Source organism: Pseudoalteromonas apostichopi (assembly GCF_030297135.1).
GTDB lineage: Bacteria > Pseudomonadota > Gammaproteobacteria > Enterobacterales > Alteromonadaceae > Pseudoalteromonas > Pseudoalteromonas apostichopi.
This window is the reverse complement of the sequence record NZ_AP028066.1, coordinates 767,325-781,371: the sequence shown is the minus strand read 5'-3', so window position 1 is coordinate 781,371 and position 14,047 is coordinate 767,325. Positions and strand designations below refer to the sequence as shown.

Annotated in this window: 12 protein-coding genes; 7 read left to right on the top strand and 5 right to left on the bottom strand. The window is 39.6% G+C overall.

Annotation, left to right across the window (positions count from 1 at the left end; all coding sequences use genetic code 11):
• Nucleotides 1-1,556: 1,556 nt before the first annotated feature.
• From QUE86_RS19495 to QUE86_RS19485, 3 genes are all read left to right on the top strand, one after another.
• On the top strand, nucleotides 1,557-1,742 hold the full coding sequence (locus QUE86_RS19495; protein ID WP_286260597.1) for a hypothetical protein: 186 nt from the start codon (nucleotides 1,557-1,559) through the stop codon (nucleotides 1,740-1,742).
• Nucleotides 1,743-1,848: 106 nt separating this feature from the next.
• Nucleotides 1,849-2,643: a DUF6615 family protein gene (locus QUE86_RS19490; RefSeq protein WP_286260596.1), complete on the top strand. Its 795-nt coding sequence runs from the start codon at nucleotides 1,849-1,851 to the stop codon at nucleotides 2,641-2,643.
• Between the two features lie 189 nt (nucleotides 2,644-2,832).
• Nucleotides 2,833-3,456 (top strand): sce7726 family protein, encoded by a 624-nt coding sequence (locus QUE86_RS19485; RefSeq protein WP_286260595.1) that lies wholly within the window; start codon nucleotides 2,833-2,835, stop codon nucleotides 3,454-3,456.
• Here QUE86_RS19485 and QUE86_RS19480 read toward each other — a convergent pair.
• Genes QUE86_RS19480 through QUE86_RS19470 form a run of 3 tightly spaced genes read right to left on the bottom strand, consistent with a single transcriptional unit; the run spans nucleotide 3,436 to nucleotide 5,711 of the window.
• A complete protein-coding gene (locus tag QUE86_RS19480; RefSeq protein WP_286260594.1) occupies nucleotides 3,436-4,509 on the bottom strand; it encodes a beta family protein in 1,074 nt (357 codons plus the stop codon). The genes QUE86_RS19485 and QUE86_RS19480 overlap by 21 nt on opposite strands.
• Nucleotides 4,506-5,048: an ImmA/IrrE family metallo-endopeptidase gene (locus QUE86_RS19475; protein WP_138625501.1), complete on the bottom strand. Its 543-nt coding sequence runs from the start codon at nucleotides 5,046-5,048 to the stop codon at nucleotides 4,506-4,508. Before QUE86_RS19475 ends, QUE86_RS19480 begins: the two co-directional genes overlap by 4 nt.
• Nucleotides 5,049-5,711, bottom strand: coding sequence for a hypothetical protein (locus QUE86_RS19470; protein WP_286260593.1), 663 nt, complete (start codon nucleotides 5,709-5,711; stop codon nucleotides 5,049-5,051). It abuts the gene before it with no gap.
• A gap of 620 nt (nucleotides 5,712-6,331) precedes the next feature.
• On the opposite strand from QUE86_RS19470, the gene QUE86_RS19465 reads away from it, so the two are divergent.
• The 3 genes from QUE86_RS19465 to QUE86_RS19455 all read left to right on the top strand — a co-directional run bounded on the left by QUE86_RS19465 (nucleotide 6,332) and on the right by QUE86_RS19455 (nucleotide 7,920).
• On the top strand, nucleotides 6,332-6,904 hold the full coding sequence (locus tag QUE86_RS19465) for a hypothetical protein (RefSeq protein WP_286260592.1): 573 nt from the start codon (nucleotides 6,332-6,334) through the stop codon (nucleotides 6,902-6,904).
• Nucleotides 6,894-7,292, top strand: coding sequence for a hypothetical protein (locus tag QUE86_RS19460; protein ID WP_138625504.1), 399 nt, complete (start codon nucleotides 6,894-6,896; stop codon nucleotides 7,290-7,292). The genes QUE86_RS19465 and QUE86_RS19460 overlap by 11 nt, the downstream gene beginning before the upstream one ends.
• 91 nt (nucleotides 7,293-7,383) lie before the next feature.
• Nucleotides 7,384-7,920, top strand: coding sequence for a DUF1643 domain-containing protein (locus QUE86_RS19455; RefSeq protein ID WP_286260591.1), 537 nt, complete (start codon nucleotides 7,384-7,386; stop codon nucleotides 7,918-7,920).
• 269 nt (nucleotides 7,921-8,189) lie between these two features.
• On the opposite strand, the gene QUE86_RS19450 is transcribed toward QUE86_RS19455, so the two are convergent.
• Both QUE86_RS19450 and QUE86_RS19445 read right to left on the bottom strand, forming a co-directional pair.
• Nucleotides 8,190-10,601, bottom strand: coding sequence for a TonB-dependent receptor (locus QUE86_RS19450; protein WP_286260590.1), 2,412 nt, complete (start codon nucleotides 10,599-10,601; stop codon nucleotides 8,190-8,192).
• Between the two features lie 200 nt (nucleotides 10,602-10,801).
• Nucleotides 10,802-12,067 carry a Xaa-Pro dipeptidase gene (locus tag QUE86_RS19445; RefSeq protein ID WP_286260588.1) on the bottom strand — a complete coding sequence of 422 codons (1,266 nt, stop codon included), beginning with the start codon at nucleotides 12,065-12,067 and terminating at the stop codon, nucleotides 10,802-10,804.
• A gap of 147 nt (nucleotides 12,068-12,214) precedes the next feature.
• On the opposite strand from QUE86_RS19445, the gene QUE86_RS19440 reads away from it, so the two are divergent.
• A complete protein-coding gene (locus QUE86_RS19440; RefSeq protein ID WP_286260587.1) occupies nucleotides 12,215-14,038 on the top strand; it encodes a DUF885 domain-containing protein in 1,824 nt (607 codons plus the stop codon).
• Nucleotides 14,039-14,047: the final 9 nt, after the last annotated feature.

Here is a 14,047-nt window from a genome sequence, read left to right as displayed (position 1 = left end):
CTGCTCACTCCAATAAGGCAAACTCTTTCGAGAACCATAATCCTAAATTGTATATTTTGTTCTTATTTGTTTCGGCGGGAAGAAGAAAATTAGGAGTGAATTTACTTAGCTTTTCGTCTAGGGATCTAAGAACATGAATATTACTAAATCTTTCATTTCAAATATCAAAAAACGAGCTAAAAAATTCAAGTTGACTCAGATATTAAGCATACCCAAGCACTTGAATCAGCAGCAAAAGAAGCTGGTTTTCCAAATTACAATGCACATTTACAGCGTTCTAAGAAAGCTAACAACCACAAAGCTAACATAGTTAATGCAAATAAAGGTATGGATGGTGTTAATAAAGAATTCGCGATGGCTCAAGGCAATAGGGGGACGCAGCTTAATCCGAATCAGTACAGCTCACTATTGGTGACATTTGATGATGATCTAATGGTCAATAAGTTAGAGTATGAAGGCACGACTCCCAAACTTATTAGACGTAACTTTAAGACCGAGTATCTCGATAAAGGTTTTGCAACTGCTATAGGTGCAAGGAAACTAAGTTTCGCTGAAGTTAAGCACCGTAACTTGGATATAGGTTACGGTTCAAGATTACACGAGTAGGGATACACCTGTGTTGAGTTCTTACGAAACAAAAACAACCCTTGGACTGTTGAAGACGCTAATAAAATTGCAAAAGAACGCATAGGATCTAAATTTGGCTCTTTCTACCGTGAATTCTTTTTCATCGATGGAAAATATGTAAATAACCACATCGATGATGAAAGAAATTTAGCGTTAGACCTCGAAGATGATATACAGTATTGCCCAGCAATTGATGGTTATCATGACTACTTTAGCTAAATGCTAACTAGCTTAATTAGCCCAGTTTAGAGTCAGCTACTTCCTAGCTGGCTCATCTTTGCCCCAACACGAGCTAAGCTTAATTGCTCAGGCTAGCGGCCTCTGTACACATAAGCGTATATTTGCTTATTAAGACTAATTTAGGTGTAATGAATACATAATAAGCGCTGAGTAATTTAGAAAAAGCATACATAATACTAGCTAAGTTGATCAAATTCCAAAAAGCGGTTTTGACACACAAATTGCGTGTTGCATAAATACTAAAGTGTCATACGTACGTGGAGAAAATATGAGTTCGAAAATTGAATTATGGGATAACAATAATAATTATATTTATGGTGAGCTTAAGGGTACTAAGTTTGAGTTATGGGATCACAAAAACAACTACATATACGGTAATTTGAAGTCTAATAATAAAGTCGAATTATGGGATCACGAAAATAATTATATATACGGTGATCTCAAGTAAAGCACTAAAATATGTGAGCTAGGTAGGTATAACAATCGCATTAGGGGTGGAGGCAAAAAGCTTGGCTTCGCTCATTCTTGGCTTAGTATAGCCAAGCTTTATTGCGCCAATTATGTGTTTATGAGAAATTAGTTACCAACTAACAATTTTCGAGAACATTACAATCAGTTGGTCAAAGCTGTTCTGTTAATTATATTGAATTGTTTTTTCTAAGATCATATCCAGAGAAGACATTATTCACATGTTAAAGTCTAAGACTAATTATACTGATGGTTCATGTGTGTCTCGTACAGGTCATGCACAAAGTATTATTTCTGCTGGCTTCACTAAAAAAGCACTGGAAACAGTCATCAGCTCTCAATTACCAAGAGTTTCAACTGAAACCAGAGAAAAAGCCCTAAAACTGTTGGCACAATTAAAAACATGATAAGGCCAAGCACAAGGGATAGCGCAAGCTGTCATAAAATTTCGAACAAATTTTCCTTCAGCTAGCACTATCCGTGTTGGCGGCGTTAAGTTCACAAGGAGGTTCAGTGCTAGATCATCACCTTAATATTGTTTGTGACGATGTTTGGAATCGTCTAGACAACTCTACACAGTTTGGTATAAATCAAGGCGAAGAAACATTAACAGACAATTTGTTGTTATATTTAGCCTCTCAAAAATTATCAAACATTAAAATTATCCAAACACCTAAAAAAAAAGAAAAAGTTAAAGGAACAGATTGGGAGTGGTGGATAGGCAACAGAAAGCAAGGATATTTACGCTATGCTGTTCAAGCAAAAAAGCTGGATTTGAAATCAGGCAGGTATGCGTCGTTAAATCATGTGGTAGGAAAAGGTAGTAATGCCAAACCGCAACATGAAATATTAGAAGCTTATGCTAAAGCAAATAAAGCGATTCCAATATACGCGTTTTATAATCACTTGAAACATTCTGAGTACCCGAAGAGCTGGAACTGTCCATTACCTCTTGATATCCCTAAATTTGGATGTACTGTCACGCCTTTAAAAAACGTTAAAACTGCACTTTCGAAACGAGGTTTTCGTACTTTTGAAAAAATTCACGCGTTTACTGAGACAGTTCCTCTAAGGTGTTTAGCAGTTTGTCCCAATATTGCATTTTCAAATAATACCCGTAATAAAATGGGGGAAGTGCCGAAGGTGTATGAAAACCCTTGGGGTTGGGTAAGCGAAATGGGTCACTTAACAAGTTATGAAGAAATGCCTTCTCAGTTTTATAATCATGAGTTAGGCCTGTACCCTAAACGCATTTTACTAATCGAAACCAGTGAATGTGAACTTAACAAGCCAATCAAGCAGGAGTAATGAGTTACGCCTTCAAATCACAAAATGATTTACAGTCAACTTTGATATAGAAAAAGTAATAAGAGTCAAAAGACAAGACCTAATCTCTAAGTTGGGAGAATAACAATAAAAAGGGTGTTAACAATATGCTTGCTGATAGGCTAGTGATATACGATAATGCTGTTTGTATATACAGTTAAAGTGGCATAGATGACAGAGCTAGAAATTAAAAAACTAATAGTAAGGTACTTTCTAGAAAAGTATGAAAATTTTGTTGTTGGTGCTGAGTTTTCATTTCAATTTGGTGAAAGACGAGCGGATCTAGCATTGCTAGATGATGGCTACTTAACTGCCTTTGAAATAAAAGGTGCTCGTGACACTGTATCTAGGTTGAATTATCAAATTGAAAGTTATAAAAAGTTTTTTGATTTTTGCTTTGTTGTGTGTGAACCAAGCAATCTGGCTGAAGTACGAGCAACGATTTCAAGAGATGTTGGCATCTTTCTGGTCGAAAATGGCAAAATTACTCATGTTCGCCAATCAAAACAGTTCAAACGACACGATAAAAGAGTGTTAGCCAGTGCGTTAAGTGTGCAAAAGTTGACTGCTCTATCGAAAGGAAGCAATTTAAGATCGAAGCACGAATTATGCGACTACGTATCAAAAAACAATACGTTAGAGTCATTAAGACAGTTATCAAGAAACGATTTTAATGAAAGATATGGGGTGGCTTCAAAACTGTTGAGACAAGAAACCACCCTTCATTTGACGTCGGATGACATATATACAATTACAAAGAAAGCTCCATCATTACTAAAACGAAGAGTCGTCTGATTCTCTGAGTAAAATTCGACTTTTAATGTAGTAATTCATGCGAACTGATATCCAAAATGCAGGGCTAATACCTGATGGGTTATCATTTGCTGCCGCTTGGATCTCTTCATCAGCCCACACTCCAAGCGGCTTATATGATGTTGTATCTCTGACAGTGTGCTCTGCAGCTCTTACATACCCACCATTGTTCCGACGGTACCTTTTATAGGTGAATGATTTTCCGTCTAAAGATGCAATATCAACTCTAGGTACAAAAGTACCGCCTTTCATTTCAATTTGTTCGGTGTTAATTGAAACGTAGTCGCCATATTTGATTGGGAACTCTTCACTAATACCCTGATAGATATCTTCTTCATAAATTCTAAACTCACCTGCAATATCTTCGCCACCAGTTTGAGCAACATTCGATGGGAAACTAGAGCAAAGCATTACAACGCCTTCTATTTTATCAGCGAAAAACTCCGTACCTGAGCATGCTTCAAGGAAAGTATCAACTACATCATTAATGGCTTTCTTTCTTACGAATTCAGCATCTAGAATTACGTAGAGTTTACAATTTTCGTTCAGGTGCCTTGTTATAGGAGTTAGATAATATTCAACTTCTTCGTCACTTAAGTCATATGGCAATCTAACCGCAAGACAATTAGTTCTTGCAGAAGCAATTCTTACGAATTCTTCAACGTCTTCGAACTTCCCGTCATCATCTTCATACAAGTGAACCATAGGGATGATGTTTAAGTCGCAATGTAGATCAAACAGAAAATACTGCCACTCTTTAAAGCCGTTGTGTTCTGATAACAACTGCTCAATCTGAGGGTTGATATATTTTTCGTTTGTACTCAAATCAAGTATAAATGGTCGCTTCTTCTGAATTTCAGCAATTTGCTTCATACGGCGATATATATCACCATCAGGTGCTTTTTTTGTTTTTCTCGATTTGGTTAGTTCGTAAATTGGCAAAATCTTTGAAAAATCATCATCATTGATGTGTTCAAAACAGCGGAGTTCGCCATCTCTAGTTTTTATGATCGGGAAATAGACAAATTCACTCATAGATTATGTCCGTCATAACCAAGAACTTTGGCTCTAATTCGAACTGCATGAGAAGATACTTGGAAGTGCATAGCAACATCTTCAACCTTTGATGATACGTTGGCTATGAAATTATCGAAAGCATCTTTAGGCATCAATAGTGAGGCTGCAAAATCATTGGCTTCAGCTTCCATCCAGTTTGTTTCCCCATTTCTAAAGAAAGTTGTATCTTCAAAGCTATCACTGTTAGCAGCATGGCGAATGCGATGTGCAATTTCGTGGGCTATTGTAAACCTTTGCCTATGCGGATGGTGTAATGAATTAACGGTCATTACCCAACAGCCTGACTTTTTCTCTTTTTTTAGCGAGCCTGATTCTTCATCTTGCATCGGCTCGTATCTAACAGTAATCCCTAGTTGTTTGGCTAATTCAGATACATTGACAGGGTCAGTTTCTAAGCCCTTGTCTTCAGCAAGTGCTATTAGATGTTCAGGTGTAGACAAATCTTCAAATTCTGTAGTTGTTTGAGTTTTTCTACCAGATTTTCTAACGAATGCCATCTATTGTTCCTTTTTGACAAGTAGGGATTCTTTGCCTTCAGATTCGGATATATCTAACTGAGCTACACGTTCCGAAATGACCTTTATTTGTTGGCGTAGGCTTTGGTTTTCTGTTTCTAAAAGTTGCAATCGTTCTAGAGCTTCATCGACAGTTCCTAATGACCTTTCAAAATCGCCAGCAGTAGCATTTAGATCGCTTTGTACAACCCGAAGCCGTGATTCTGCTTCATTCTCAACTTTTGCATTGAGTAAGTGATTGAACGTATCACTATGCATATATTTTTTTGTGATTTCTTCAGCTTTTTCTTCTGATGTACTTTTGATGTAAATCACGGATATTGCAGCGATCAAACCGTTAATAGCTATAAGGACGGTGATTATTGTTTGATAAAAGCCAGTTTGAAATGACCAGACATCTTTAAGGCTGATTAATGTCCCACTCTTGACTAACTCACCAATAATGTGGGATGTGAATGGATCGTTGATATTATCAGCATTAGCAAGTGCAACTGAGTTGGCATAGCCAAGGTAAGATAGTAGTGATGGAGAAGGTAAACATACGAGTAACGCCAGTAGCACAATGCAAAAAAGTGAGCATGTGATTAAGCTTACAAAAAAGATTGTCTTGTAGATGCTAGGGCTAGCGGGGGTATTCTCTGACATGCTTACGTTTCATCTGTTGTAATTCTTTGTAGCTTACTATACATCTGATTCATATAAAATAATTTAAGTCAATATGGTTGCATATTCCAGAGTTAAAACCAATAGGGCTAGGTCTTGTCTTATGCTTTTTGGTGGCAGTTTTTCTATCAGGTTTAGCTATTTGTCATGCCTGAAGTTATTAGTTATTTGCTAATGTTTGATTTTGAAAAAACATAATTTTGTCTACCTACGATTTATTAATATAACTCGCCTTAGCCCTAAATGGGTTAATGAAAATGCTCTAAGGGCGGCTTTAAGTGAACAGATATAGTGTTATTCATCTAATGCTATTGGCAATACTCGATAAATCTGATATTTCACTAACTCTCATATCATCACCAATGTAGGAAGCTGTGTAAATACACAGTACTCTTGTTTCGCTCACATATTCAAGAAAATGAGCGATGAGCGTATTTTCTTTTTCTGAATACCTTTAGTGTCAATAAAAATATTATAGTTGGCAATGCATTACGTAATTTGTTAATAATAGATTTATTAATACATGCGCGTGACATTGGCAGGAAGATGCGCGATCGGCGCACTATAAATGTTATACCCACAGTACGGAGAGATCTTAGCTTATGGAAATACAATTTGACTTGAGCGAACTTGATGGGCAAGAGGTTTCACAAGAAAAGCTTGATTTGCTACGTGCTTCAATGGGCATAGCTGATACAGATGATCTCGCTCCACGCTTAACCAATTTGGCCCACGCAGGACTAATTGAATATCTAGAAATGCTAGCTGGAAAAGGAATGCCCAACCGAGCGGACGAAGCGAAACAAGATCGTCTCCTCTATATAATAAAGAAAGTATTTTCACCTCGTCTACCTAGTGAAGATGACATTTCTATCATGTTCCAATTGACTACAACTCAATCTAAAACTCTTTTGCGAAATACCCTTTCTAGGTATCGAACTAAGCTGCATGAAGAGCTCCACCAAACATTAGAGGAAATATACCGATCGGCTGAGGCTAGTGGTGAAGGCTATGATGTGACAATATTGTCGGATGTCTTCGTCGAGCATTTAAATCTTATCGTTGCCAAAGAAGGAGCTGGTTATAATCCCATAAGAAAAAGATCGGTAGGTTCAAGAAAGTATTTCATTGCTTCTGATACTCACACAGCCTTAGGGAATTATTTTGGAAACTAGCCTGCCAAACATTATATCTGCTTTAAGTGTCCTCTTCGGTGTTGCCGTTTTTCATATGGGCGCGAATGCAAACAAAGTGAAAGAAGCGCTTTCAATAGATAAGCCACCTAAGGAACAAGTTGCTACTCTTAAAAAACTGCGATCTACAATAGCAACGACTATCTTGCTGAGCAGTATGCCTAACTTTGCGATGCTAAGCGCAATTTCGTTTGTAATGCTTCCTCAGGCGGTGAAACATATAAGTACAACGAAACTTAGTTTGATCAACTTTGATTTTATGATAACGCTTTATCAGCTAATCTGGATCATAGTAGCTTTTTACACAATAGCTTCGCTGGTAAATATAATAAAATTGGTCATTAAATGGATCAAATTTGGCAAGGTATAACAAGTCAATCAACTTCGCGCTTTCAGCGCCGGACCCAGTATAGCTGCTCTGGTTATTGAAGCGTTGGTATGTAACAAATGGAGTTGTAACATTGACAATAAAAGTTAATAGAACAATAGAGGTTTCTGCTGAGTTCTCAAACGACACTAAGCAAAGTTTACGTTTTTCTCTAACAAAAGCTTGGGGAGGCGGTGAGAAGAAAGCTTTGTTTATATTACTCAACCCAAGTAAAGCAGATATCGTCCGAATGGATAATACATTCGCCAATGTGGTTAACTATTGCGTGGATGCAAACTTTGATGCAGTGACAGTCGTAAATTTATTTCCCTATAGATCTACAGAGCCAAAGGATTTAGTTGGGAACTATGATTTAGGGCTTTCAGAGAATTTAAAGGTGCTAGAGCGTGAACTTGAACTTGCCAATGAGGTGTTCATTGCTTGGGGAACTGAACATAACAAATATAGCCAAGCGAAAAAAAGGTTTGAGTCTGTCCTTAAAGAAAGTGCTGATGGGAAGCGCATTTCTTGTTGGTACGATGAAAATGGCAACTATCCCAAGCATTTGCGTATTCTAGGCAAAAACTGGGTAAATAAAGACTATGAGTTTGTCTTTGAGTCAGTTACATAACAAACTGTTTAAGAGTGATTCGCAACGCGTGGCAATTTTATTATGCGTTGACTTTAGTGATTAAGCTGGCATGCGTCGGCTTCGGTATTGCATTGCTCCCCCCTTAACAAGGCACCTTCCTCCATAGAAGCTTTTATGCGAAATTAACCTAATACAGCCGATTACTTAAAACGTTCCTGTCCAAAAACAAGTTACTAATCAAAATCTCGCACTAAACAAACAAAAAAGCGCGACCCAACTAAGCCGCGCTTTTTGCTCTTTATTCACAATTAAAGTGTGTAGCTAAAGGTTAATTTAGCATTACGTTCTTCACCTGGCATACCGCCTAAGAACATTGCTTTTGAGTAATAGGTTTTGTTAAACAAGTTATTTAGGTTTAACTGTAGTTTCCAATCATCTGTTTGGTATTTTATTGCGGCGTCGTAAACTGTGTAGCTTGGTACGTAGCCATCAGGAATACCAAACGAGGTTGAGTTTGTGCTGCGGTCATCAACATATTGCACGCCTGCGCTAATTGTCAGTGGCTCGGCTAAATTAAACCATTTAGCGTCATAGCTTAACCAGCTGCTTGCTGTTACATAAGGCACACCTTTTTGGCGAGTATCGAAAGATGATGAGTTAGGGTTTTTCTTATCGCGAGCGTCTTGATACACCGCATTTACGTTAAGTTTCCACTGCTCGTTTAAATCGGCATTTAAATCAAGCTCTACACCCTTGGTTTGCTCTTCACCATCGTAAAAGCTTTTTGGTACTGATGAATCAGATACACCGGCTTCGTAATCTGGGTTGGCATACTCAAGGTTTGTACGGGCACTATCAAATACCACAAGTGATGCTAGTAGTTGATCGTCAAAGGCTTTTACACGCATACCAATGTCGTTACTGACTGATTCTGCGTCATCGCGGTCTGCTTCGTTACCCGACACACTACCAAGCACACTGTAAGCTGTACGGCCTTTAGAATGGTTTACAAAGAACGAAATATCATCGCTAAGTTTGTAGGTTGCACCTAGGTTGTAGGTCATACCGCTGTCTGATGTATCTGCTTCTGGTGTTGGCTCGGCGGCACTTGCGCGGTAGCGCGCATCTACACCAAAGTGTTCGTAGCTTTGTTTAATGCGGTTAAATGCAACGCCTACACGGGTTGTGAAAGTGTCGTGAATATACGCAACATGTTGAATACCTACACCCCAAGCTTGAACCTTTTTGTTGTAATCGCTGGTTTTTAGCGGGTCGTAATCATAAAAGCTGCCTTCGCCCCAGTTCGGGTTACGAATATCAAAAATGTAAGGTAATTGACCTTGGTAAATAACCTCTCCATCTTTATTTTTAATGACTTTGTCGGCATCGTAAATTGAGTATTGTTTAAAACGAATATCGCGGTCTTCGTAGTTGGCGTTTACAAGTAGTTCGTTATCAATACCAGCAAAGCTAAAGTCATAACGCAAGTCAGCAAAGTATTGCCATGATTTTTCGTCAGCTTCTACTTGGCGGTATTCTTGGCGGCGCGCAGCAAATGGGTATAGTACGTCATCAACTACTAATGGAGCGCGCGGGTCAGCATTGATCACGCCATTACGGTTCCAATAAACATAGTTGTAAGCACCCGTTTGGCGGGCAAAGCTCGATTCGTAATTACGGTATTGTAGTTGCTGATTTAAAAATAAATTATCAGTAATGAAGTAGTTATGAGTTAATTTAAAGCGTAGTTCTTCGCCTTCGTTATCATTCGCCATTGGCGAGATAATACCATTATGGCCAAAGGTGTAAGGTGTTAAGCCATCATTTGCTGCCAGTGAATCTGCTAATTGCTGGCGTTGCTGATCGGTTAGTTGCAGGCCTTTTGCCGTTGCGTCGTTAATTAAATCAGCAGCGGTTACTTCACCTGCGGTTTTACCATTTACTGAGTCGCTGTTAAAAATACGAATAGGGTGGCCAATTGAATCAACGGCAATGGCATCTTTGATATAAGCGGCAGAAATCATGATGTCTTGTTTGTCGCTTAATACGTATTTTAACGCGCCATAAATTTCATCACGGTCGTCTTTTAAGTCGCGGTAGCCATCGCTGCGAGCTGTTTTTGCGTTAACGCGATAAGCAAGGTTGTCGGTTAATGCTGCTGTACTATCAAAGCCTAGTGAGTAGCTATCCCATTGACCAAGCTCAGCATTAACGGTGTGCTGTTCAGTAAATTGTGGTTTCTTTTCAATCAGATTGATAACCCCACCTGCGCTACCCATACCATATAAGCCTGTTGCTGGGCCTTTAAGTACTTCTACAGATTCAACATTGGTCATTGAACGTGTAGGGTTAAAGGTGTTACCTAGGCCTGCACCGCCGTACATGCCATCGTAAGTATAGTTAGCGCCTAAACCGCGGATCACTAAGTTATCGCCAATACCGTAGTTGTTACCGGCTTGGGTAACACCACTGATGTTACGCACTAAGTCTTGTAAGTTTGTTGCACCTTGCGAGTTGATAAGCTCTTGATCAACAACCACAACTGGCGCTGGCGTTTCCATTAGAGTCATATTTGATTTAGTGGCAAGGCCAGATTCAAGTACTACACGGTTTTGTTTATCGTAAACGGTAATACGTTCAACTGAGTCTAAATCGTTGGCGGTTGCATTGAATGCGCTTAAGCAGGCTAGGGCTAAAATTGAGTATTTATGTGTCGTCATTATAGGTAATTAGTCGAAGTTTTTCGCTAATGATAATGCGAGCTATTTTCATTTCAAGTTTTATTTATCTGTTTTGGGTAATTTCTTTGATTGGATACAAGTTGTTAATAATTGGTTTTGTTGTTGGTGATTTTGTTTACGATATGGATACAAAGGAAAGTTGCTGACTTCACTCATGCAAAGCCAGCATGTTAGCTTATTTAAAAAACTTTGCCGTCTTTCATAACAAATTGTACATCTTCAAGTACTGCAATGTTTTCAAGCGGGTTGCCTTTAACGGCAATAATATCGGCTAAGAAACCGCTTTTTATTTGCCCAAGTTGATCATCAGCTTTAAGCAGCTTAGCGCTGTTGATAGTGGCAGATTGCAGTGCTTGCAGTGGTGTCATACCAAATTCAACCATACGCGAAAACTGCTTCGCGTTATCGCCATGTGGGTAAATCGCCGCATCGGTACCAAATACCATGTTCACACCTGCTTTTACTGCACGGCTAAAGCTATCGCGTTGCTTTTTAGATACTTGGCGTTCTTTGTTGAGGTTTTCTTCTGCAACCCCATTTTGTTCACCAAAGGCTAGGGTGTACTCAGTGTTGTAAATATCCATTGAGAACCAAGTACCGTGTTTTTTCGCAAGTTTAATGGCTTCGTCATCGACAAAACTAACGTGCTCAACACTGTCTACACCGGCAACAATAGCCGCTTTAATACCACTGGTACCGTGTGCATGGGCTGCCACGGTTAGGCCACGTAAATGAGCTTCGTCAACAATGGCGTTCATTTCGTCTTGGCTATATTGTTGAATACCCACTTTTGTGCCTTTTGAAAATACCCCGCCTGTAGCGCAAAATTTAATGGCATTGGCACCGTACTTAATGTTTTCACGTACTTTAGCGCGCACGGCCCATGGGCCATCAGCAACGCCTTCGGCGGTGTATTTCATTTCTGGTGGTAAACGGTTGTTATCGCAGTGACCGCCAGTAACACCTAACGACGGGCCAGCCGCCCAAATACGTGGGCCAACAATGTCGCCTGCGTTAATGCCATCGCGAACTGCAATAACGCTGTAGCCTTCTGCGCCTAAGTTACGCAACGTTGTAAAACCTGCATACAGTGTTTTTTCGGCAAAGTGCGCCGCTTTGATTGCTTTACGCGGAATCGATTGACCAATTCGCTCACTGCGCGGCACGGTAGGATCGCTTGTTAAATGCACATGCATATCCATTAAGCCTGGCACCAAAGTCAGCTCTGGTAATTGAACATGCTTATCGCCGTCTTTTAAATTCGGCTGTTTATTGCTTTGTACAGCTGTAATTTGACCATTATCTATACTAATGAGTGGTGATTTAATCAGTTTACCTGAATTTACATCTACCATGGCTTTTGCCGATAAGTAGGTTGTTGCATAGGTATTTAAAGAGGTTAGGCAAGTAAGGCCTAGGCTAATCGCAAGAACTGTCTTTTTCATTTTTATTCAAAATTGGTAAGTCGAGTCGCCACTCTAGCAATCAGCCTGCAAAGTGTAAATAAACTGCGATAAGTTACGGCTATACTTGCTAAATAGGGAACTAAACCCTCATAATTTACGCGTACTTAATATAAGGGCAGGGAAAGAATGAAAAACGTAAAACTAGCACTACTTAGTTCGGCAGTGATGTTTGCATTACTTGGTTGTAATGAATCAACGCCAACAAACGAAAAACCAACCACTTCGGTGAGCAAACAAGCACCAAGCGCAACGTCAGCCACAGAGCAACTTGATACATTACTAGCAGACTACTTTGAAGCAGGCCTAAAGTTTAATCCAATTGGTGGTACTTACATTGGCCGTAGCGAATATAACGACCAATTTATTGCACCTATTAGTAAAGCAAACCGCGACGAGCAGCTTAACTTTGTTAAAGAATACAAAAACAAACTAGCAAATATCGACAAAGCGCAATTAACGGGTCAGTCATTATTGAGCTACGAAATCCTAGCCCGCGATTTAGATCTTGCGATTGAAGGCGCTCAGTTTCCAAGTTACTTAATGCCAATTAACCAAATGGGTGGGGCGCATAATACCTTTGCTGCATTAGGTTCTGGGCAAAGTGCACAGCCTTTTAACACCGTTGAAGATTATCAAGCATTTGAAAAACGTGCTGATGGTTTCATCGCTTGGTTAGACAGTGTTGAGCAATCAATGCGCCAAGGCATGAAAGACAAAGTCGTTCTTCCTAAGCCGCTTGCTGAAAAACTATTACCACAATTTCAAACTCATATTGTAGAAAAACCAGAAGAGTCATTATTCTGGGGGCCAATTGCTCAGTTACCTGAGTCTTTCAGCGATGAACAAAAAGCACAGCTTACAAGCGCGTACACAGCGATGATCAGCGAGCGTTTAGTGCCGGCGTATCAAAAAATGGCTGACTTTTTAGCGAATGAATATATTCCAAATGCCCGTGAAAGCATTGGTTACAGCGACCTGCCAAATGGTAAAGCATGGTATGAGTATCAAATTAAACAGCATACAACGCTGAGCTTAAACGCCGATGAAATTCATGATATTGGCTTAAGCGAAGTATCGCGTATTTTATCTGAGATGAAAAAAGTCAAAGAGACTGTCGGTTTCGAAGGCGATTTAAAAGCGTTTTTTGAACACTTAAGAACTTCAGATGAGTTTTACTACGATACGCCAGAAGAGTTAATTGCTGCGTACGAAGCAGTAAAAGAAAAAATTGATGCTAAGCTGCCGCAAATGTTCGATATTGCGCCAAAAGCGCCATACGTTGTAAAAGCAGTTGAAGATTTCCGCGCAGAATCTGCTGCGGGTGCATCTTATCAGTCGCCAGCACCAGATGGTTCACGCCCAGGTATTTTCTATATCAATACCTTTAACTTAAAAGCACAGCCTAAGTTTTTACTTGAAACCTTGTCTATTCACGAAGCAGCGCCGGGTCACCACTTTCAAATTGCCTTGCAACAAGAAATTGAAGGATTACCGCTGTTCCGTAAATTCGGTGGCTACACGGTATTTGCAGAAGGTTGGGCATTGTATGCAGAAAGCTTAGGTAAAGAGCTTGGCTTATTCACTGACCCTTACATGTGGTACGGCCGTTTATCAGATGAGCAATTACGTGCAATGCGCTTAGTGCTTGATACTGGTTTCCATGCGAAAGGTTGGACACGTCAACAAGGTATTGATTACATGTTGGCAAACTCATCAATGGCCGAAAGTGACATTATCGCCGAAGTTGAGCGTTACATTGCATGGCCGGGCCAAGCGCTATCGTACAAGTTAGGTCAGTTCAAAATTCAAGAACTACGTAACTACGCGAGCAAAGAGCTTGGTGATAAGTTCGACATTAAAGCCTTCCATACGCAAGTTCTGATTGATGGCGCATTACCTATGCCAATTCTTGAAGAGAAAATTAAGCGCTGGGTTAACGAGCAAAAGTAACACGCTAAA

Bases quoted from the DNA above. Each gene is read 5' to 3' on its own strand.
- QUE86_RS19480 (WP_286260594.1), bottom strand. From the start codon at position 4,509: ATGAGTGAATTTGTCTATTTCCCGATCATAAAAACTAGAGATGGCGAA.
- QUE86_RS19485 (WP_286260595.1), top strand. From the start codon at position 2,833: ATGACAGAGCTAGAAATTAAAAAACTAATAGTAAGGTACTTTCTAGAA.
- QUE86_RS19440 (WP_286260587.1), top strand. From the start codon at position 12,215: ATGAAAAACGTAAAACTAGCACTACTTAGTTCGGCAGTGATGTTTGCA.
- QUE86_RS19470 (WP_286260593.1), bottom strand. From the start codon at position 5,711: ATGTCAGAGAATACCCCCGCTAGCCCTAGCATCTACAAGACAATCTTT.
- QUE86_RS19450 (WP_286260590.1), bottom strand. From the start codon at position 10,601: ATGACGACACATAAATACTCAATTTTAGCCCTAGCCTGCTTAAGCGCA.
- QUE86_RS19445 (WP_286260588.1), bottom strand. From the start codon at position 12,067: ATGAAAAAGACAGTTCTTGCGATTAGCCTAGGCCTTACTTGCCTAACC.
- QUE86_RS19475 (WP_138625501.1), bottom strand. From the start codon at position 5,048: ATGGCATTCGTTAGAAAATCTGGTAGAAAAACTCAAACAACTACAGAA.
- QUE86_RS19465 (WP_286260592.1), top strand. From the start codon at position 6,332: ATGGAAATACAATTTGACTTGAGCGAACTTGATGGGCAAGAGGTTTCA.
- QUE86_RS19495 (WP_286260597.1), top strand. From the start codon at position 1,557: ATGTTAAAGTCTAAGACTAATTATACTGATGGTTCATGTGTGTCTCGT.